The sequence below is a fragment of the Geitlerinema calcuttense NRMC-F 0142 genome (assembly GCF_030285425.1).
The window spans coordinates 13000-33938 of sequence record NZ_JASVEJ010000040.1 but is presented as its reverse complement, the minus strand read 5'-3'; the positions used below and the strand labels follow the sequence as shown (position 1 = coordinate 33938).

The 20939-nt window shown below is 53.6% G+C and carries 18 protein-coding genes, 1 tRNA gene and 2 pseudogenes; 15 read left to right on the top strand and 6 right to left on the bottom strand.

Translation table 11 applies throughout. The features are described 5' to 3' along the window. Nucleotides 1–32: 32 nt before the first annotated feature. Nucleotides 33–398, bottom strand: coding sequence for a DUF2237 family protein (locus QQ055_RS10620; RefSeq protein ID WP_284478250.1), 366 nt, complete (start codon nt 396–398; stop codon nt 33–35). A gap of 109 nt (nt 399–507) precedes the next feature. Between QQ055_RS10620 and QQ055_RS10615 the strand changes: the two genes are divergently transcribed. Together QQ055_RS10615 and QQ055_RS10610 are read left to right on the top strand one after the other, a co-directional pair. Beyond that, on the top strand, nt 508–1587 hold the full coding sequence (locus tag QQ055_RS10615) for a hypothetical protein (RefSeq protein WP_286004688.1): 1080 nt from the start codon (nt 508–510) through the stop codon (nt 1585–1587). Beyond that, on the top strand, nt 1569–2090 hold the full coding sequence (locus QQ055_RS10610; protein WP_286004687.1) for a hypothetical protein: 522 nt from the start codon (nt 1569–1571) through the stop codon (nt 2088–2090). Before QQ055_RS10615 ends, QQ055_RS10610 begins: the two co-directional genes overlap by 19 nt. A gap of 8 nt (nt 2091–2098) precedes the next feature. On the opposite strand, the gene QQ055_RS10605 is transcribed toward QQ055_RS10610, so the two are convergent. Together QQ055_RS10605 and QQ055_RS10600 are read right to left on the bottom strand one after the other, a co-directional pair. After that, nucleotides 2099–2551 carry a type II toxin-antitoxin system VapC family toxin gene (locus tag QQ055_RS10605; RefSeq protein ID WP_284478252.1) on the bottom strand — a complete coding sequence of 151 codons (453 nt, stop codon included), beginning with the start codon at nt 2549–2551 and terminating at the stop codon, nt 2099–2101. A gap of 15 nt (nt 2552–2566) precedes the next feature. Then, nucleotides 2567–2812: a type II toxin-antitoxin system Phd/YefM family antitoxin gene (locus QQ055_RS10600; protein ID WP_284478253.1), complete on the bottom strand. Its 246-nt coding sequence runs from the start codon at nt 2810–2812 to the stop codon at nt 2567–2569. A 111-nt stretch (nt 2813–2923) separates the two neighbouring features. On the opposite strand from QQ055_RS10600, the gene tatA reads away from it, so the two are divergent. The 8 genes and pseudogenes from tatA to ispG all read left to right on the top strand — a co-directional run bounded on the left by tatA (nt 2924) and on the right by ispG (nt 11129). Next, the gene (gene tatA, locus QQ055_RS10595; RefSeq protein WP_284478254.1) at nt 2924–3391 is read left to right on the top strand and encodes a twin-arginine translocase TatA/TatE family subunit; all 468 of its coding nucleotides are present in this window, start codon (nt 2924–2926) and stop codon (nt 3389–3391) included. A 304-nt stretch (nt 3392–3695) separates the two neighbouring features. After that, nucleotides 3696–4967: an adenylosuccinate synthase gene (locus tag QQ055_RS10590; protein WP_284478255.1), complete on the top strand. Its 1272-nt coding sequence runs from the start codon at nt 3696–3698 to the stop codon at nt 4965–4967. 5 nt (nt 4968–4972) lie between these two features. Continuing rightward, nucleotides 4973–5686: an undecaprenyl pyrophosphate synthase gene (gene uppS / locus QQ055_RS10585; RefSeq protein ID WP_284478256.1), complete on the top strand. Its 714-nt coding sequence runs from the start codon at nt 4973–4975 to the stop codon at nt 5684–5686. Continuing rightward, nucleotides 5683–6534, top strand: coding sequence for a phosphatidate cytidylyltransferase (locus QQ055_RS10580; protein WP_284478257.1), 852 nt, complete (start codon nt 5683–5685; stop codon nt 6532–6534). The genes uppS and QQ055_RS10580 overlap by 4 nt, the downstream gene beginning before the upstream one ends. Beyond that, a pseudogene (locus QQ055_RS10860) lies at nt 6531–6812 on the top strand (1-deoxy-D-xylulose-5-phosphate reductoisomerase); the annotation flags it as partial. The gene QQ055_RS10580 and the pseudogene QQ055_RS10860, both read left to right, overlap by 4 nt. A gap of 77 nt (nt 6813–6889) precedes the next feature. Then, nucleotides 6890–7687 (top strand): 1-deoxy-D-xylulose-5-phosphate reductoisomerase, encoded by a 798-nt coding sequence (dxr, locus tag QQ055_RS10570; protein WP_349775348.1) that lies wholly within the window; start codon nt 6890–6892, stop codon nt 7685–7687. Nucleotides 7688–7705: 18 nt separating this feature from the next. Next, nucleotides 7706–9088 carry an RIP metalloprotease RseP gene (gene rseP, locus QQ055_RS10565; RefSeq protein ID WP_349775347.1) on the top strand — a complete coding sequence of 461 codons (1383 nt, stop codon included), beginning with the start codon at nt 7706–7708 and terminating at the stop codon, nt 9086–9088. Nucleotides 9089–9095: 7 nt separating this feature from the next. Beyond that, complete coding sequence (gene ispG, locus QQ055_RS10560) at nt 9096–11129, top strand: (E)-4-hydroxy-3-methylbut-2-enyl-diphosphate synthase (protein ID WP_284478260.1); 2034 nt, start codon at nt 9096–9098, stop codon at nt 11127–11129. 62 nt (nt 11130–11191) lie between these two features. Here the strand turns inward: ispG and recO are convergent, their stop codons facing one another. Continuing rightward, nucleotides 11192–11809 (bottom strand): DNA repair protein RecO, encoded by a 618-nt coding sequence (gene recO / locus QQ055_RS10555; RefSeq protein WP_284478261.1) that lies wholly within the window; start codon nt 11807–11809, stop codon nt 11192–11194. Between the two features lie 66 nt (nt 11810–11875). After that, nucleotides 11876–12292: a LysM peptidoglycan-binding domain-containing protein gene (locus QQ055_RS10550; protein WP_284478262.1), complete on the bottom strand. Its 417-nt coding sequence runs from the start codon at nt 12290–12292 to the stop codon at nt 11876–11878. 48 nt (nt 12293–12340) lie between these two features. On the opposite strand from QQ055_RS10550, the gene QQ055_RS10545 reads away from it, so the two are divergent. After that, nucleotides 12341–12595 (top strand): hypothetical protein, encoded by a 255-nt coding sequence (locus tag QQ055_RS10545; RefSeq protein WP_286004684.1) that lies wholly within the window; start codon nt 12341–12343, stop codon nt 12593–12595. Here the strand turns inward: QQ055_RS10545 and QQ055_RS10540 are convergent. Continuing rightward, the gene (locus QQ055_RS10540; protein ID WP_286004683.1) at nt 12581–13150 is read right to left on the bottom strand and encodes a hypothetical protein; all 570 of its coding nucleotides are present in this window, start codon (nt 13148–13150) and stop codon (nt 12581–12583) included. The genes QQ055_RS10545 and QQ055_RS10540 overlap by 15 nt on opposite strands. 113 nt (nt 13151–13263) lie before the next feature. Between QQ055_RS10540 and QQ055_RS10535 the strand changes: the two genes are divergently transcribed. The 4 genes and pseudogenes from QQ055_RS10535 to QQ055_RS10925 all read left to right on the top strand — a co-directional run bounded on the left by QQ055_RS10535 (nt 13264) and on the right by QQ055_RS10925 (nt 20887). Next, nucleotides 13264–13338, top strand: a tRNA-Thr gene (locus tag QQ055_RS10535). A 108-nt stretch (nt 13339–13446) separates the two neighbouring features. Further along, entirely contained in the window at nt 13447–16143 is a 2697-nt protein-coding gene (locus QQ055_RS10530; RefSeq protein WP_286004682.1) for a site-specific DNA-methyltransferase, read from the top strand. After that, a complete protein-coding gene (locus QQ055_RS10525) occupies nt 16140–17798 on the top strand; it encodes an ATP-dependent nuclease (RefSeq protein ID WP_284478266.1) in 1659 nt (552 codons plus the stop codon). The genes QQ055_RS10530 and QQ055_RS10525 overlap by 4 nt, the downstream gene beginning before the upstream one ends. Further along, nucleotides 17795–20887: pseudogene (locus tag QQ055_RS10925) on the top strand (BPTD_3080 family restriction endonuclease). Before QQ055_RS10525 ends, QQ055_RS10925 begins: the two are co-directional and overlap by 4 nt. The last annotated feature ends 52 nt before the right edge of the window (nt 20888–20939 follow it).

Below are 20939 nucleotides of genomic sequence, written 5' to 3'. Positions count from 1 at the left end.
CGCAAATTGCGCGGAACGCACGGGATGGGAAATTACTTGAAAGCGTGCGCTTCGAGCTCCTCCAGCGAGACGAATTCCAGTGCGGAGATGTGTGTGGCCTCCAGAACCACCTGCGGGGCGCATCCGGCCTGAAAAGCCTCGGCCCATCGGGTGACGCACAAGCACCATTTGTCTCCGGCTTTGAGTCCGGGAAATTGAAACTCCGGTCTCGGTGTGATGAGGTCATTGCCCGTCTCACGGGAGAATCGCAGAAAATCATCGGTCATCACGGCGCACACTGTGTGCAGGCCATGGTCGCCCGGCCCGGTGTGGCAGAATCCATCACGATAAAATCCGGTCATGGGCTCGTAACAACAGGCCACCAGAGGGGAGCCGTAAACATTGGTCGCTTGGGTCATGAGCAGACAATAGCACGGGGTGGCTGATCATTCAAGGAATCGAACATGCGGGGCGGCAATTTGCTCTGGCTAACAAACCCTTTTTTGGCGCATACTGGGAAGACTCAAAATGAAACAGCCTTCCTCCAAAATTTTTTTGTCACTGGGAATCACACTTTTGGTGTTGGCCGTTGTTTGTGGAGGCTTGTATTTCTGGGGTCGGCATTTGTTGTCCGAGAATGCCGGGGAATACTCCCGCCAAGTCGCCGAGGCCGAGCAGGAATATGTCGCGCAAATGATCCAATGGCTTCAACGCCCCGATGACCCCCGCCAATCCTATGATGTGGAGTTTTTCATTTCCGCTGGTGTGCTCGAAAAAATCGTCGAAGTGCTCCGGGGCCGGTCCATCACGCTGGAGAATGGTGCGACACTGGAGATTCGGGCGCTGAATCTGGATTTAAGGGACGGGTTCCCCTTGGTCAGGATCGAGGGAGCCTATCATGACGGTTCCAGCGGTTTGTCATTCGGAGGACAGGCGGCGGCGGTTCTGGCTTTGGAGAAAAAGGAGGATGGTTTTTTCTTTCGGGTGCGGCCGATTTCTTTTCAGCCGTCGCTGGGAGTGGGCGCGGTGCGATTTGCGCTGGGGGGAATGCTCGGCAGCGTCTCCGGGATGATGGTGCGCGATTATGCGGAGACGTGGCCGGGATTAAGATTGCCTTTTGAGAGGAATATTCCTGTGCGCGTGCCATCACTGGAGCAGGAGGTCATTATCAAAATCGGCGGCAAAGAGGGCGATCCTTATGTCAAAACGGAATTCACCTTCCCCAAAATCGAAACAGATTTAAAAGTCGTTTATCAAGGCCTGCTTTTTACCCGCAGTGGCATCCATCTTTTTGCGGATTTGGAAAAACAATCCGGCGAGGCTGACCGTCCGATAGTGCCATCGGAGTCTTGGGGGCAAATGTCGCTTCAGGACAAAATCAACGCGTTGGGTTTTGAGGGGCGGGACATTGGCATTCGTGTTTCAAAGCGGGTTTTGCCTTTGCAGTGGCGCGGGTCAATGACATGCCCTTGGAGAATAAACTCATCACATTGCGCGGCAAAAGCCGGTTCGGTGATTTGGCTCATGGCAATGTCGGCCCTCTGTATTACCAGATTTGGCTGGCCAATCCCCCTGCCACCCATGGAACGATGCAAATTGCCACAATGAAAGCGCGGGTCTCGACCAACGGGAATGAAATCATTCAATACCACGCGACGGGAACAGTGCAGGTCGAGGGGCAGGTGGGGTTTCATGCGCAACTCGGGAAACCGGAGAAACCCTTTGCCGAACCTGCGCAGGACAAAGACCCGATCGGCGTGGTTTTCGCGCCCACCGCCGCCAAGCTCGACGGCAGTTTTGTCCTGAATAAAGATGATCCGACCCTGCCGATTATCGCCATCATGATGAATGAACAGAAGGATGTGGAGTTGAAGGCCCGCCTCCGGATTCCGGGGTTCGGTCATGTGACCATTCATCCGAAATTCACCCTCCCCCACAGCCGCATGACCCGGATCAAATTGCCCCTCGAACTCAAAAACCACGGCGAAGTCCGTCTCGGCAAAGACCGGGCCGGATACGGGCTGGAGTTTTCCCAAGTCAACTGTGTCGCCGCCGCCGAATGGCTGACCATCACCGCCGATGCGGACTTGAGTCTCGGGGATGACAAATAATTTGTTTGTCAAAAATCGCTTCCATTGAAATCGGGAGGCTTCAGTCCTGCAATCCCGGCCAGCCGTCTCTGATTCCTGTCAAATGTCAGAAATCCCGAGGCTTTCATGCGCGAGGCGGTGGCCACATGAAGGATGTCAAAACTGCGGTAACCATCCGTTTCCGTATGGAGTAGAGCCAGTTTTTTGGCTTCTGCGAGAATGTCCGACATCGGGCAGGGCGGCACAATCAAACGTCCGGCATTGAGGTCGGTCTGGAGATTGGCCAGCATCGTGTCCGCTTGGGAGCGGGTGAGGACTTTTCTGAAAAGCCTGTGTTTGACCCCGTTGGTGAACTCAAAATCGATCATGGGGGAAATCCACAAGGCCTTTCTGTGGCTCCGGACAAATCGCTCCGCCGCGGCGCTGTGGGCATCTTTCCCATAAAGAGCACAAAGAAAACTGGTGTCGCAAAAATGCTCCATGGAATTCTCCCTGCGCTAGGCCCGGATTTCATCCAAAAGATTCGCCGATTCTTTGGCGGAGAGTTTTTTCCAGCCGGATTTGTCCTGCCCCAGCGCCGCACTCTCTGACCAATCAATTTGCTCCGGTTCTTGCGGTGTGGTGGGGATCAACCGCGCGACCGCCCGCCCCCGTTCCTGAATGACGACTTCCTCGCCGGATTTGATCCAGACAAGAAGTTTTCCGTAATGATTCCGCAAATCCCTGACCGAGGCTGTTTTCATTTCGCTACATTTTATGTAGCGAATGAATCAATGTCAAGCTCTGTCAACCAGGCATGAGCGCCTGAGTTTTTTTGGAATTGAACCGCCGGGGTGTTTTGATAGGGTTGGTTTGTGGAAATCATTTTTTCATCATTTTTCTCATTTATCCCCGGAGGAACCGAGTGGGTCGTGATTCTGTTGGTTTTCCTGCTGCTGTTCGGTTCATCCAAGATTCCGGAATTTGCCCGGGGGCTTGGCAAGGCATTGCGGGAATTCCAGAAGGCGAAGTCGGAATTTGACCACGAGATCAAGGCCATCACCGAGCAGACACGCGAGGAAATTGAAACGGCCCGGCAGGAGTTGATCCGCACCCCAGCGGAGATCATTTCTTCCGAGGGCAAATTGCTCGAGGGAACCTTCACCGGGGACGGGAGAATTCGGTCCCCTCACAGTGATTTCACGATTGAGCCGGGTGAACGCCAGCCCGGTGACAGGATTTTCGACGCGAATACTGGCAAGGCCTTCCTGATTCCTGACCCCCTCAACGTTGCCGAAGACCATGGGCCGACAGAGGACAAGGACAAGGCCGCTCAGGCGTGAGTCGGAACAAAGCGCCACTTCCCCTTCATGGGCTTTTCCAAGCGCGGGTTTTAAGCATTTGACACCTGTGGCGGATGCGGGTAATCCTGTGTGGTTTTTTGATGGACACCCCGACCCAATCGGCATGACAGAATAAAAAAAGCGGGAAAATCTCCCGAGATCGTTTTTTGAATTCCACGCCGGGCGAGGAGGGGTTTTTTCATGTTTTTCTCTTGGCGCTCCATGGTGGGGGTGTCGGAGGGGAGCCGAAAGTTTTTGAAAAACCAAACACGCGATTCCCGCAGGAATAAAAGTCGGAAAAATTATGGCCAACACAATTTTGATCGGCGCCCAATGGGGCGATGAGGGCAAGGGCAAAATCATTGATGTCATCACGGAAAAAGCCGATGTCGTCGTTCGAAGCCAAGGCGGCAGCAATGCCGGGCACACTGTCGTCGTCGATGGGGTCAAATACGTGCTTCACCTCCTTCCCAGCGGCATTTTGCGCGGGCGGAAAACCTGTGTGATTGGCAATGGGGTCGTCATCGACCCTCTCGGGTTGGTCACTGAAATCCGCGAGCAGGTGGACAAAGGCATTTCGATTTCCCCGCGCAATCTCAAGATCAGTGAGAATGCCCACATTGTTCTTCCCTACCACCGCGAGGTCGATGGCCTGCGCGAAAAACTCAAAGGCAAAAGAAAAATCGGCACCACCAAACGCGGCATTGGCCCCGCTTATTCGGACAAGGCAAACCGTTGCGGCATTCGCATGATCGACCTCATCCAGCCTGAGGTTTTTAAACGCAAAATGGCCGAGCGGGTTCGTGAGAGCAAATTGCTCCTGAAATCCCTTGGCGCGAAAGCAGGCGGGGATGCCGCAGTGATTCGGGCCTATCTTGAGGCGGGCAAATTCCTCGCGCCCTTTGTCGTGAATACCGCCGTGTATCTGAATCAGGAATACAAAAAGAAAAAAGAAATTCTTTTCGAGGGGGCTCAAGGCACGTTTTTGGACATTGATTTTGGCACATATCCCTATGTCACGTCGTCGAATACCACCGCCGGAGGGGCTTGTACTGGGACAGGATTCCCCCCGAACCGCATTGACCGCGTGATCGGAGTGGTGAAAGCCTACACCACCCGCGTCGGGGAAGGGCCATTCCCCACCGAGGATGCGGGAGTCACAGACATGCTTCATGCCATGGGGCGCGAGTATGGCTCCACCACGGGCCGGGCGCGCCGGTGTGGATGGTTTGACGGAGTCGTGGCGGGATACGCCGGACTGATCAATGGCATTGATTCATTGGCTGTGACCTGCCTTGACGGATTGGACCGGCTTGATGAGATTCAACTTTGCACCGCCTACCGACTCGACGGCAAAATCATCCGCGCCGTGCCCAATGATCTGGGGCAATTTGCGCGGTGCCAGCCCGTCTATAAAAAATTCAAGGGCTGGAAATGCGACACCAGCGGCGCGCGCAAATGGCGCGACCTGCCGCTGCGCACCCGTGAATATCTCGAGGCCGTAGCGACTCTGGTCGAGGCCAAGCTTGAAATCGTCTCTGTCGGCCCGGCCCGTGACCAGACCATTTTCCTCTGATCCCCATGAAAGGCAAAAAAATCCCGCAACATGTCGCCGTCATCATGGATGGCAACGGACGCTGGGCCAAACAGCGCGGGCTGCCCCGTGTCGCCGGACACCGCAAAGGCGCCGAGTCCGTGCGGGCGATTGTTGAAACGGCGGGGCATATGGGCATTAAATATGTGACACTCTACGCCTTCTCGACCGAGAATTGGAAACGTCCCAAAACGGAGGTTAACGCCCTGATGGGACTGCTGGAGGAATTCCTCAAAAAAGAGACGCAACGGATGATGAAAAACAACATCCGGCTCCAAGCCATCGGACGCCTGAGCGACCTGCCCCCGTCAGTGCAGCGGGAGCTCCATCTGGCGATTCAAGCAACGGCGAAGAATACCGGCATCACACTGATTTTCGCTCTCAGCTACAGCGGACGGGCTGAAATTATTGATGCCGTAAAATCCTTGATTCGGGAGGTGAGGGAAGGATTGATCGACCCTGCCCAGATCGATGAGGTGGTGCTCTCCCAGCATCTCTACACACGGTATTATCCCGACCCTGACCTCCTGATCCGCACCAGTGGCGAGATGCGCCTGAGCAATTTTCTCCTGTGGCAACTCTCCTACACGGAGATTTATGTCACCCAGACACTTTTCCCGGATTTCGGGGAAAAGGAATTTAAACTGGCCATTGACGATTATGAGAAACGTCAGCGCCGATTCGGAGGAGTCAGCGAATGAAAGGGCGCGTCATCAGCACATTGATCCTTTGGGGGGCGGTTTTTGGTGTCATTCTGAGCAATTGGCTGCCGGGCTATTATCTGCTGTTTAACTTTATCTCGGTGGTCGGCCTTTTGGAATATTACCATTTCCTGCGCAAGGAAGGTGCGCGGTTGGCTTATGGGAGCGCCGTGCTGGCGACGGTTTTCATGATTTCGGGGGTGATTTATTTTCATCAAAATCACGGTGAGGTGGCCGCTTGGGCTTGGACGGGCGGGGTGTTCACCGGGCTGTGTCTGTGGGTTTTGTGCGCGGCGATTTGGTGCGCGAAGGATCGTTCCCCGCTGGAAACAGTCGGAGGCACGTTGTCAGGATTCATCTACGTGACGTGGCTGTCACATTTTATGGTGCTGGTGGTTTTTGGCATCCCGCAAATTGCGCAAGCCGGAACCGGGGGCATGTATCTTTTGTATCTGCTGCTGGTGACCAAACTCTGTGACACGGGCGCGCTTTTGACGGGAATGGCGCTGGGCAAACACAAGTTTTTCCCTCGTGTCAGTCCGAAAAAGACTTGGGAAGGCTTGGCCGGGGGTGTGGTTGTCTCCGTGTTGGCGAGTTTTCTTTTTGCGAAATATTTTCATGGCACCAGTCTGGCACTGATCACGCCGACAGCGGCCATTGGATTGGGACTGGTGCTGGCTTTTGCGTCGGTGATCGGGGACTTGGCCGAGTCATTCCTCAAGCGCGGCGCGCACATCAAGGACTCGGGCAATATCATTCCCGGCATCGGCGGAATGCTCGACTTGATTGACAGCTTGCTCTTTACCGGGCCGGTTCTATATTTCTACCTCAGATTCTTCGCATCATGAAAAGAAAAGTCGTCATTCTTGGTTCCACAGGCTCCATTGGCACCAGCGCACTCAAAGTCGCGCGGGATTTGCCCGACCGCATGGAGGTCGTCGGCATTGCCGCCAATCGCAGCGCGGATGTGATCGCCGAGCAAATTGCGGAGTTCCACCCGAAAATCGTCGCCATGACCGACAGCGCGGCGGCGGGGGAATTGCGCCGTCATCCGAGCGTGGGGGTGACCCCAGTGCTCGACGGTGAGTCGGGACTGGAGCAAATTGCGCAGTTCCCCGAGGCGGACATGGTCTTGATTGCCATTGTGGGAACCGCCGGGCTGAAGCCCGCCTTGGCCGCATTCGTGCGGGCAAGGACATCGCCGTGGCCAGCAAGGAAATCCTCGTCATTGCCGGGGAGATCGTCATGCGCGAGGCGAAAAAGCACGGGGTCAAAGTTCTGCCCGTGGACAGTGAACACAGCGCCATTTGGCAATGTCTCGATGGCAAACCCACCGAAAGCATTAAACGCCTCATTCTCACCGCCTCCGGCGGCCCTTTCCGGGGCAAAAAACGCGATGAACTCCATGAGGTCACGGTGGAGCAGGCTTTGAAACATCCCACATGGACCATGGGCCGCAAAATCACAATCGACTCCTCGACCATGTTTAATAAGGGCCTTGAAATGATCGAGGCCCGGTGGCTTTTTGGCCTGCCGATTGAACAGGTCGATGTCATCATTCATCCCCAGAGCATCATTCACTCCATGGTCGAATACAATGATGGCTCAGTCATTGCGCAACTCAGCGTCAATGACATGTGTTACCCGATTCAATATGCCGTGGTGTATCCTGACCGGGTGCCGAACTCCATGCATCATCTCGACTTGGCCAAAATGAAGGCATTGACTTTTGAGGAGCCCGACACGGAGACGTTTGTCTCACTGCGACTGGCGCGTGAGGCCGGACATGCCGGAGGAACCCTGCCTGCGGTTTTTAATGCCGCCAACGAGGTGGCGGTGGAATGGTTTTTAAATGGCCGGATTCGTTACACCCGGATCTGGGATTGTGTGGAACAATGTATGGCACGGCACGGAGTGCGTCCGGCTGACGATCTGGAGACAGTCAGCGCGGCGGACACCTGGGCCCGGGCCGAGGCGGAGAAATTGTGTCGGACATACTGATTTATCTCTACATCGTTTTTGCGATTGTCTTTTTCTTTTCATTGGCCGTGGGGGGTTCATGAATGGGGACACATGCTCGCAGCCCGGTGGCGCGGGCTCAAAGTCGAGCGGTTCGCCATTGGGTTTGGCCCTCCGCTGGTGACATGGCGGCGCAAGGGGGTGGATTACGCGATTTGCTCCATTCCTCTGGGCGGTTACGTGGCCCTGCCGCAAATGGCTCCCATGGAGGCCATCGAAGGCGAGACAGATTCCAAGCGTGAGCAACTGCCCCCGATTACGCCTGTGGACAAAATGATCGTGGCTTTTGCCGGGCCGCTTTTTAGTTTTCTTTTGGCCGTGGCGCTGTCCCTGATTGTCTGGGTGGCGGGAATTCCCTCCGACAAAAGCGAATTCATCACGACGATCGGCTATGTCGATGCCAAAATGCCCGCCGCCGCCGCAGGACTGCGTGTGGGGGACAAAATCATCGCCATCGACGGCAACAAAACGCGCAAATGGCGGCAGGTCATGCTCAATATTATATTGGGCACGGGCAAAGAGGTTGTTTTTACAGTGGAGCGCGACGGCAAAATCCTGACAATCGCGGTTCCTCCTAGCCGTGAAAATGAGGATCGACTGCGCCGGGTGGGGATTCAACCCGCGATGACATTTCTTGCGGGCCCACTCATCAAGGATTCCCCGCTGGAACTCGCCGGTGCGCGTCCGGGGGATGAGCTTGTCTCTTTGGACGGGATTCCAGTGACCAGCTACAGCACGATCATGGATGTCTGCCGGGAAAATGTCGACCATGGGATTCCGCTGACGGTTCTCCGGGATGGACAAACGATTGAAACGACCATCATCCCGCGCAAACCCAAGGGAATGGAGCAGGTGATTCTTGGAAATCTTGAAGTCAAAGGTGAAGCCTATGTGGATCACCCGAATCCCGCCCAGCAGATCAGCGAAATCCTTTATCAGACAAAAAGAATACTCGTCTCGCTTTTCAGTCCCGGAGGCGGGATCAATCCCAGCCACTTGAGCAGTGCGGTCGGCATTTTTGACGCCTATTCGCAGATGGTCAAATATGACATCCGCCTGGCGCTGTGGTTTAGTGTGCTTTTCAATGTCAGTCTGGCGATTTTCAACCTGTTGCCCCTGCCAGTGCTCGACGGGGGGCACATCCTTCTGGCGTTGATTGAGAAAATTCGCGGGCGGGAGATGAATATTAAAATCCTCAACGCGATTCAGACGGTTTTTGTGGTGCTGCTTCTCGGACTTTTTGTGTATGTGACATTTTTCGATGTCAAACGCCTCGCCCGCCGCCAGCAACAGGAAAAGCTTTATCAGGAGGAGGATCGGAAAGTCATTGAATTTGCCCCGCCGGAATTTTACACTGCGCCTGATCAAACACCGGAACCGTAGGAGATTTATGAGTTACTGCCGCAATCCTTTCATCTATCACCGTCGCATGACCCGCGAAGTCGTTGTCGGCACACCGGGGCAGGGCGCTGTTTACATGGGCGCAAACCATCCGATTGTGGTGCAATCCATGATCACCAGCGACACCATGGACACAGCCGCCTCGGTGCAACAAACCCTGGATCTGGCACGGGCGGGCTGTCAAATCGTTCGCATCACCGCCCCCACGGTTAAAGATGCGGCGAATTTGGAAAATATCGTCAAAACCCTGCGCGATCAGGGGTGTATGGTGCCCATCGTTGCGGACATTCATTTCAAGCCGGAAGCCGCCATGGAAGCGGTCAAATGGGTCGAGGGAGTCCGGGTCAATCCCGGCAATTACGCTGACAAAAAGAAATTCGCCGTTTTGGAATACACCGACGAGGAATATCAGAAGGAGCTCGACCGCATTGAGGAGGCCTTCAAGCCATTGGTTTTCAAATGTCTGGAACTCGGTCGCGCCATGAGGATCGGCACCAATCACGGTTCCTTGTCAGACCGGATCATGAACCGGTTCGGTGACACCCCGCGCGGCATGGTCGAGAGCGCCTTGGAATTCGCCCGGATCGCGCGGAAATACGGATTCCACAATTTTAATTTCTCGATGAAGTCCTCAAATCCGAAAGTGATGATTGAGGCCTATCGCCTGCTTGTCAAAATCCTGGATGAACAAGGCCCGGACTGGAATTATCCCCTGCATCTGGGGGTCACCGAGGCCGGGGACGGCGAGGATGGCCGCATCAAAAGCGCCATTGGCATCGGAGCCCTGCTGGATGACGGAATCGGCGACACGATTCGTGTTTCCCTGACTGAGGACGCGATTTATGAGGTGCCCGTCGCGCTCGCTCTGGTGGAAAAATACAATGCCCGGCTCGGCAAGCCTGAGGTGGCCTCGCCCGCGCTGGAGATCAATGTCACTGAAACCCGTGATCCTTACTCTTACCAACGCCGGCCCACAGGCCAGATTGTCGTCGCCAATGTGCCCATCGGTGGCGAACAAACCCTCCGCGTGGAGGTTCCCGTGCCGATTTCTCCGTCGAACCCGGACAAATTGCTCGGGGAATTTTCCCGGCTTCGGGCGGATGAACTCGCCTTTGCGGAGATTGTCAATGTCACCGTGGGTTCCGCCGCCGATATCGAGGGGCTGAAAAAAATTCGCGCCGTCTCGAAAGCGCCCTTGTCGGCAAATGTCGGTGAGTCGAAGCAATTTGCCTTTGATTGCCTGTCGCTGGTGGACAAGGTGAATTTCCAAGTTTCCAACGAGTGGACACAAGACGATTTGACCCGGCTCGTCACAGCCGCGCGGGAGGGCAACAAAGTCCTTCAAATCGAAATCGGTGACGGGCAAATGGCGCAGGCGGAGAAATTTCTGCAAATTGCGCGGAAAGAAATTTTTCATCTTGTCTCTGTGGCTGTCTCCGGCGCGGGGCAATTTGCGCCGATTCCCGCCTATCGCATTTTGGCGGCATGGCTTCAAAGGGAGGGTTACGATTACCCATTGCAACTTGTCTTTGACGGCACGAATTCCCCCAATCCCCTGCTGGAAGCCTCGACAGTGTTCGGCTCCCTGTTGTGTGACGGCTTCGGGGACTCGGTTCGTTTCAACGGGAGTCTGGACGCGCTGGAGCGCACGCGCATTTCTTACAATATTTTGCAGGCCGCAGGCTGCCGCACGGTCAAAACCGATTATGTCGCCTGTCCGTCCTGTGGGCGCACGCTATTTAATCTCCAGAGCACCACCGCCCGCATCAAAGCCGCGACGAGCCATCTCAAAGGGGTCAAAATCGCGGTCATGGGCTGCATCGTCAATGGCCCCGGTGAAATGGCCGACGCCGATTTTGGTTATGTCGGCGGCGCTCCGGGCAAGATCAATCTCTACGTCGGGAAAACAGCTGTGAAATTCAACATCCCCGAGGAGGAGTCGGTTCAGCGCCTCGTCGATCTCATCAAGGAGCACGGCAAGTGGGTCGATGCCCCCGTCAAAAAAGAGCCTGCCGCAGTTTGAGTTTTTTTGAACCTCATGCCGCAGATTGGTTTTTCACGCCGATATTTTCCCGGAGAATCCGGTCAATGTGGCCGCGAACGTGGCTGACGGTGGAGCGCCTCGCGGATGAGTTTGCCCGTCCATCGCGTCAGTGAATGGGCCTGCCCGTCCGTGATGGATTCTTCGCGCAATTTGCCCCCCCTCATCCAATCTTGGAGCGATTGGATCGTTGCCGGATCAAGGCTGTGATGGTCGGGTTCCGGCTGGAGTCCGAGCGCCTTGAGCAAGGACAATTCCATTCGCGCCAGCAGCAGGCCGTCAGGGCTTTTTTTGCCGAGGTGCGTGTGCAATTTGCTCAGCCACGCAAAAAGCTCAGGGTGGGGGATTTCAATCTCGGAAACGGTTTCGAGCAATTCCACCGCATAACCGAGATATTCCAACCGGGCCAAATCCTGCGCCATTTGCGCGGGGCGGTTTTCGAGATGAAAATCGGTCAGGGCATGCAGATCGGATTGTCGGGAGGCGCTCCAGGACAGGGTGCCGACATCCATCAGGTCGAGTTTGCCGTGGAATTTGTTTTTCGGTTTGCGCGCGCCTTTGGCGGCGGTTTTGAGCCGGCCATGGGACTCGGTCATCCAATGAATGATCAGGCTCGACTCTGTCAGAGGATATTTGCGAATGATGATGCCGCGTGTTTGCATAAAAAAACCTTGGAGCGGTGATGCTCCAAGGTCATGTTGGGTAAAACAAAAAAATGTCCCAGTGGGTTATTGTGGAACTGGAACCTTGATGACTTGACCGGGACGAATGTTGTCCGAGGTCAGATTGTTGGCCTCCTTGATGCGGGAGACATTTGTATTGTGACGGCGGGCGATTTTCCAGAGGGAATCCCCTTCGACCACGGTGTAATCCACCGTGGAGTAACTTCCGGTGTCTGCGGGAGCGGGTGGGGTGTATTCCGTGGAGCTGACTGTGGGTTGTCCCTCATGGGTGGTCGGCGTGTAAATATTTGTGACCTGCTGCTCTTGGGTCTGTGCTGTCGAAGCATCAGCGGGCAGACCTTGATCAGCGGCTCCGGCGTGGTGGGCGCTGGCACTCTGATAATTGGCGGAGTCATCGCTGGAACATCCCGTGAAGAGGGCTGCGACAGCGATTGAGGCAAATGCGGCTTTGAAATGTTTCATGATGCCAAAGTAGTGTTTTCCACCGGAGAAACAAGAGAAAAAACTTCCATGGCGCTAGTTGCGATAAGTATTCACACGATTCATCCACCCAGCCTCCCAACGGGATTCACCGCGTGCGGGGGGACTGTTCTGAATGCGCCGTTTCAGCACGAATGCCGCGCCGCGGCGGAATTCCGCCAACGCCGCCTCCGGGGAATTCGTCGGTTTCATCTCCTGAAAAATCTGGAGCAGGCCCCAGCCCTGGCCTTTGTAACGCTCGGTTTCCTTGACGCCTTCGCCCTTGAAAGTTCACATAATCCATGAGGGCATACATGCCGCCGGGGGTCGCCGCGACTTGGTAGAATTTTTCTCGATGTCGGCGCGTTGTGAGGCCGGGGCGGCGGCGAGAATTTTGGGCAGGGACGCTTCGAGACGGCGCGCGATGAATTCGGCCTGAAGTGTGACGGTGTCTTTCAGAAAAGCCCGGAGTGATTTCATCTCGGCGCTGTTGAATGCGGCTTGAAATTCCTGCCGCGAATTCCAAGGGCAAGCCGGATTTTTACCCAGCAAAACGCCGGGCAATTTGTATCCGCGTGACGCGGCAAATTGCACAAATTTCGGGAAACTTTCGTCGAATCCGTAGTCCTTGCCTTTCGGATACCAGATGAAATGCCCGATGCCCAAGGACATGAATTCCTCGCCTTTATTCCATGCGGTCAGCCCCTCGACGGTGCCCGCGCATTCATTTTTCCAGATGCGCTGGCCGATGGAGGAGTATTGTTCGCGGCTCAGGGAGAGTTTTGAGCCTGAGGAGGCTTGCACGGTCGGGGCGGAGGCCATGCTGAGACACAAGGCCGCACAGAAAAGGGTTTTGATCATAGGGGCAATTTGCCCCGTGGTGGCCGGTCAATCAAACAGAAAATCTCTTTTTGAAAAGAAACGCGCTTGATCTCGGCGAGGCTTTCGGGCACAGTGAAAGATTCTTCCCAAACGCCAGTTTAGCTCAGGGGTAGAGCAACGGTTTTGTAAACCGTCGGTCGTCGGTTCGAATCCGACAACTGGCTCCACTGTTTTATCTGAAAATAAGTCTTTGATGAACCCCATGATCAAGGATGCGCAGAGCCCTCAGAAATTTAATGCCTTCCGCGAAGGCATCTGCTACAAAGGAGTCCACCATGCCTCGCCCCAAAAGCCCCTCTCCCGGACGGAAAATGACCGTGAAAGAAACTGCGAGTTATTCGCATCCCACATCCGACCTGCCCTTGAGGCCTGAAATCGGCACACAGACGCAGTTTAAGAAGCATCAGAAACCGCAGTCCTACAAATATGACTCGTCCCTGTCGCCCGCACTGGATTGGGATGGGCAAAACCCGGCACGGGAAAAAGGGGAGGCGCTGATCCGCAGGATATTGGAGTCCAAGGACCTCGCAGAGGCAAAGACTGCGGCCGAGCAGCTTAAGTCCCTTTCCAAACCCTTTCTCAATTGGACGGGCAAGGCCGAGAGGTTGTCTTTCGAGGTGCCCACACTGCCGCTTTTTGTCCATGAACGCCTCTCCACACGGGCGATTATCGAGACGCTGACGGGACACAAAAAGGATAAGACACTCGATTTTATGGCTGAGCTTTTCGGTGACCCGCGTCATTCGGTCACGGATCAGGTGCTCCGCGCCTACGAATACCGCGAGGACTGGGTGAACCGCATGATTCTGGGGGATTCGCTCGTGGCGATGAATTCCCTCCTGCGCTACGAGTCTTTTGGCGGACAGGTCCAGATGATCTACATCGATCCGCCCTACGGGGTGAAATTCGGCAGCAATTTCCAGCCTTTTGTGCGCAAGCGTGATGTCGGCCATGGCGACGACGCCGACATGACACGTGAACCAGAAATGGTGCAGGCCTATCGCGATACGTGGGAACTCGGCCTGCACAGTTACCTCACCTACCTACGAGACCGACTCCTGCTCTCGCGCGAATTGCTCACACCTTCCGGCAGTATCTTTGTCCAAATCTCGGACGAAAATCTCCACCATGTCCGGGAACTCATGGACGAGGTTTTTGGTGCGGAGAATTTTGTTAGCCAAATATCTTTTCAAACAACATCAGGATTTGAAACTAACACTTTGGCAACTTTAGGTGACTTTTTGCTTTGGTATGCGAAGGACAAAGAGAGAATAAAAGTTCATAAGCTTTACACTGAAAAATCTATTCAACCGGGAGATGTAGGAGCTTCTTGGATGTTGTTTCCTGACGGCACTTATCGTGGTGTTTCAGCTCAAGAAAAACGAGGTGAATGTCCACTCCCTGAAGGTGCCAAATTATATAAGCCAGATAATTTGTTGGGCCAGGGATCATCTAAGGAACCACAGCCGTTTGAATTTTTGGGTAAAATATACAATCCGCCCGCCAATTCTCATTGGAAAGCTAGCTATCCGGACGGAATGCAACTTCTAGCTGAGGCAAATAGAATACATGTTGCAAAAAATAGCATTCAATATCGACGTTTTGCCAATGACTTTCCTTTCTCAGAAATAGGTAATATTTGGACAGATACTTTGACCGGAAGTTTTTTGGATGAGAAAACCTATGTCGTTCAAACTAACACTAAAGTCATTCAACGCTGCATGCTGATGACGACCGACCCGGGAGATTTGGTGCTTGATCCGACGTGCGGTTCGGGCACGACCGCATTTGTGGCGGAGCAATGGGGACGGCGCTGGATCACCATGGACACAAGCCGGGTTCCACTCGCCCTGGCGCGCCAGAGACTTTTGACTGCAACTTTTGATTGGTTTAAACTCAAGGAAGAATCGATCGGACCAGCTGGGGGATTTGTTTACAAGCGCAAGCAGAATCAGAAAGGCGAGGAAGTGGGCGGAATTGTTCCGCATATCACCCTCAAGAGCATCGCCAACAACGAGCCGCCCAAGGAGGAGGTGCTCGTGGATCGACCTGAACAGTCGAAAAATGTCACGCGGGTCTGCGGGCCATTCGTTGTTGAGGCGACGATTCCCACAGCGCATGGGCTGGATGAGGAACCCGACACCCCGGGCATTCAGAGTGAAGCGTATGCGGATTTTGCCGCCCGGATGCTGGAGGTTTTGCGCAAATCGCCCGTTCTCCGACTGGACGGGAACCGGACGGTGAATTTCAAGAATATCCGCCCGCCTGCGAAGACCTTGTGCCTTGGGGCGGAGGCCTTGCAGATTAATGGCGAGGACAAACCCGTCGCCTTTGTCTTCGGTCCTGAAAACGGAGCCGTGAGCGAACGGCTTGTCGCCGAGGCGGCCAAGGAGGCCTGGGGAAAGAATTACGCGCGGCTCTATGTCATTGGATTCGCCATCGAGGCCAAAGCGCGGGAAACCGTGGACAACTGCGAGGCGGTTTTTAACGTGCCCGCGACATACGTGCAGGCGACCCCTGACCTGCTCATGGGCGATTTGCTCAAGAATATGCGCAGCAGCCAGATTTTCAGCGTGTGCGGTTCGCCCGAGGTGAACGTGAGCAAATTGCCCCCGGCGAAGGAAGAGACCGAGGAACGCTGGCAGGTAGAGTTGCTCGGGCTGGATGTCTTTGACCCCATTAGTATGGAGGTCGATCACAGACGGGGAGATCAAGTGCCCGCGTGGTTTCTCGATACCGACTACAACGGGCGGGTTTTTCATGTCACACAGGCCTTTTTTCCGAAGACCGGGGCATGGGAGAGTCTCAAAAAAGCTTTGAAAGGCGACTATGACAACGATGTCTGGGATCACTTGGCCGGAACCACCAGTGCGCCATTCACCGCCGGAACCCACAAAGAGATCGCCGTGAAGGTCATCGACGAACGCGGCAACGAACTGCTGGTGGTCAGAAAGCTGGGGGCGAGAAAATGATCAAAGAAGTTATACTCAGACGGTTCAAGCGCTTTGAAAAAGAGACCTTCGATCTCAGCGGCCATGTCATCCTTGCGGGACCCAATAATTGTGGAAAGACGACAGTTCTGCAGGCAGTTGCTGCATGGGCACTCGCATTAAAACAATGGAAATCGCTCAACGATTTTCAGAGGCATGGAGGGGCCTATACGAAAGCCCCATTGGCACGACAGGCATTTAGCGCTGTCCCCGTTCGTACTTTTGATTTACTTTGGAAAGACCGCGCCTATTTGGGATCAGTAGAAATACAGGTAAAGATGGAGGATGGTGTGACGCTGGCAATGGAATTTCTTAAGGATTCCACTGAACAGATATATGTTCGACCCAAGAACAGTATTGACCCCGAGCAAGTGGCTCAGTTAACCCCCAATGTTGTCTATCTTTCCACAGTAAGCGGTCTCAGTGTTGAAGAGCCAGTCTATCAGGCGGAGTATATTGAAACGCTCCTTGGACGCCAACGGCCAGGCGACGTCATACGCAACTTATTATATCAAGCGTCTGTTACGCCCGCCTGGGGTGAGTTAACGGCAGTGATTCAGCGGCTTTTTGGGGTGGAGTTGCTTGTTCCGCAGACACCCGGAGGACAGATTATTTGTGAATACCGCTTAAATGAAACTGCTCCCCGTTTAGATATCCTGAGCGCTGGCAGCGGATTCCAACAAGTTGTCGTCCTTTTGGCGTCTCTTTTCACGAGGAGCGGCTCAGTTGTTTTGGTCGATGAGCCTGATGCGCACCTTCATGTGTTTTTGCAGGACACTATCTTTGCTGAACTACGGAAGGCAGCGGCATCAACCAAAAGTCAACTCGTGGTGGCGACACATTCGGAGGTCATTTTCAATTCCACTTCACCAGAGCAAATTTGTGTTATGATGGGCAGGCCTCGTAGGTTGACTGCACCAAAGGACGTTCAAAAGCTTCAGCAGGCTGTAGCTGTACTTCAACAGTCGGATATTGTCGCCGCGACCTCCACGCCCGGAATTCTCTATTTGGAAGGATACACTGATTTGAATTTGCTCCGCGTGTGGGCCAGCAAATTGGCGCATCCATTGAGTGATTACTTAAATCGCACTCCCTTTTGGAGAGGGAAACAGTCTCCCCAGCGCATCGGAGCATCGGAAGTCAGAGTAAATGATCACTATGATGCACTTCGATTGGCTAATGAAAGTATTACTGGTATCTGGCTTATTGACGGAGATGGAAAGGGAAGCATTCCCCCTAGTCCGAATCCGGAACCGGGACGACTTAATCGAATTGTATGGTCGCGATATGAGTCGGAGAGTTATCTCATTCATCCCGAAGTCTTGGCTCGATATATCGAAAAACAGATCACATGGAATGCGACGGGTATTGTGAGAGAGTTTTTTGTGGGCATATTTGGTGAAGATTTGATCAAATCATTTTTTAAGAATCCGTTTTCGCCTCCTCCCTTGATTGAGAATTATTTCAAAACGACAAAAGCAAGAACGGAAATTATTGAATCATTGTTGGAGACAGCTGGAATTCATGGATTTGATTACACACGCTTTGACGAGATCGCAGCTTTGATGAAACCGGAGGAGATTCATCCCGAGGTGAAGGAGAAACTGGACTTTATTCAGCAGGCTTTTGGATTATGAGCAATTTTGAAGTTTCCAGTCCGATTCTTTGTTCGCCTTTTGAGGAACCGAAGGAGCATTGGTGGATATTGGAGGGGCAGGCTGCCGAACGCCGGGTGGGAAGACGCCCCGCGATGTATTTTTACCGTGAGCCCGGACGGGAGGATGAGCGGAGCGGGTTGGCCATTGAGATCAAGCTGGTCAACCGGATTCGGGAGCGACTGAAAGCCTGGCGCGAAGCCGGTTACGCTGGGGTAACCCGGACGACATTGGAGCTGCTCCAGCACTGGCAACGGGAAGGACGCGAGAAACGCCTTTTTTTTTGCGCAATTGGAAGCAGTTGAAACAATCATTTTTCTGACCGAGGCGCGAGGGGATTTTCGACAGGGTATCGAAATCCCCCGTGATGAGCCCAGTGATGACCGCAAAGCCGAGGGCATGACCGGGTTTCTCCGTTATGCCTGCAAAATGGCAACGGGTTCTGGAAAAACAACAGTCATGGGTATGGTCATTGCTTGGAGTCTGCTGAATAAGGCCAATGATCGGGGGGATGCACGATTTTCAGATGTCGCATTAGTAGTCGTGCCCAATGTGACCATTCGGGATCGGTGCCGAGAGCTTGATCCAGAACTAGGGGAAGCCAGTCTCTATCGGACACGTGACCTTGTGCCGTCACATTTGATGGAGCGTTTACGCCAAGGAAAAGTCATTGTCGCAAACTGGCATGTATTTGAGCCACAGACTATCAATGAGGGTGCTGCAGCCCGTGTCGTGAAGCGCGGGCGCGAGATATTGACCACGGAGATCATTCGGATCGGCGAAAAAAATGATACGAAAAGGGGGACTCGTTATCTCACACGTGAGACAATCGCCCGACAGCTTGATAATGGGTTGCTGGAGCTGGTGTCAGGAGACCCGCAAAATGATAACTCAATCAAAGTGCGTTCCCGGCGCTATGTGGAAAGTGATGTGAAGCTAATTGAGCGCATTCTTGGCCGGGAAATTGGCGGAAAACAGAATATTCTCGTTCTCAATGACGAGGCGCATCATGCGTATCGGATCAAAAAAGACGAGCCTGACGAATATGAGCAAGATGAGTTTGGCGAGACGAAGAAGCCGAAGAATTTTTCAGGGAGGCAACCGTTTGGATCGATGGTTTGGATCGCATTCAAAAAAACAGGGGCATCAACCTCTGCGTGGACTTGTCGGCCACACCCTATTTTTTAGGCCGAGTGGGGCAGCAAACCAATCGTCCCTTTCCTTGGGTGGTGAGTGATTTCAGCCTGATGGACGCTATTGAGTCTGGCTTGGTAAAAATTCCCCAGTTGGCAGTCAGGGATACTTCGGGCGCAGAAATCCCAGGGTATTTCAATATCTGGCGGTGGATTATGCAGCCAGGGCGGCTGACTCCCGCCGAGCGGGGCGGCAAACATGCGACACCAAAGCCCGAGGCTGTGCTGAAGTGGGCTCATACTCCCATTGGAATGTTGGCTGGTCTGTGGGAAGCAGAATGGGAGCTTTGGAAGAAAAGGGGGGAAAGTCGACCTCCTGTTTTTATTATCGTCTGTAAAAACACCGCCATGGCTAATGTGGTATATGAATGGCTGGCTAATGACAAGTGCCCGTCTGGAATACCTTCCGCCAAACTGCCAGGGTTTCGCAATGCGCCAGAACAAGTCAATACGATCGTGGTTCACTCCAAGGTCGTCCATGAGACGGATACGGGTGAATCCAAAGGGGACGAATCAAGATGGATGCGCCTGACTCTGGATACAGTCGGCAAAACATCATGGCCCAAGGATATGCAGGGCATAGACATTTTCCCAGAAGGGTTTGTCGATTTGGCGAATAAACTGGGAAGGCCGCTTCACCCCCCAGGCCGCGATGTGCGCTGTATAGTCAGCGTGGCCATGCTGACGGAAGGATGGGATTGTAACACGGTCACACACATCATTGGGATGCGCCCCTTTGGATCGCAGCTCCTCTGCGAGCAAGTCGTCGGACGCGGTCTGAGACGTGCAAGCTATGAGATTGATGAGGCAACCGGGTTGATGGGAGAAGAAGTGGCCAAGGTATTTGGTGTTCCCTTTGAAGTGGTGCCATTCAAAGCAAATTCCTCCGCCCCGCCACCCGAGCCTGTCAAACGTCATCATGTTCACTCCATTCCCCAGAGGAAGCATCTGGAGATTAAATTTCCTCGCGTGGAAGGGTACACACAATCTGTGAGGAATCGTATTTGTGTGGATTGGAAGAATGTGCCGTCTTTAATATTAAAACCGGATCAAATCCCACCCGAAGTTCAGGTAAAGGGACTTAATCAGACAAACAAAGGCAGACTGTCTCTGATGGGCCCCGGACCAGAGGTGAAGGTTTCTCTTACTGAGAGACGTGCAGGATTGAGGGTTCAAGAACTGGTTTTTGATGTGGCAAAAGCTCTGACGAAAGATTTTATCGAGCATCGTGGATGTGCTGTTCCGAGTCATGAACTTTTTCCCCAGATGGTGGGAATTGTGAATAAATACATTCATGAAGAAGTGGCCGTTCAGCTCCCCGCCGATTTGAGGGATCTTCATTTTGCCCCTTATTATGGTTGGTTAGTGGAAGTGCTCTTGGAGTGTATTCGTCCTGATTCTTTGAGTGGTGAAGCTCCGGAAATTCCACGATATGAGTCTTCTCGTGGACCTGGGACTACCAATGAGGTTGATTTTTGGACCAGCCGAGAAGTCCGAGAGGTTTCAAAGAGTCATCTCAACTATGTTGTGGCCGATACCAAAGTATGGGAACAATCGGCGGCTTATTTTATTGATACACATCCGGCTGTGGACGCATTTGCAAAAAATGCCGGCATGGGTTTTGCGATTCCTTACCTCCACAATGGGCAGATGCATGATTATATCCCGGATTTTATCATTCGTCTTAAGGGAGAAAAGCCCATATGCCTGATTCTGGAAACCAAAGGGTATGACCCGCTGGAAGAGGTGAAAACAGCCGCTGCCAGAAGATGGGTTGCCGCAGTCAACGCAGAGGCGTCATTTGGAGTTTGGAATTATTGCGTTGTCAAAAACCCCTCAGAGATTCCAGCGTGTTTGATTGAATATGGGGATTCATGAAAAAGCCTGTCATCATCAATTTTGACAGGCGAAAATCAGTTGGAACCATTTG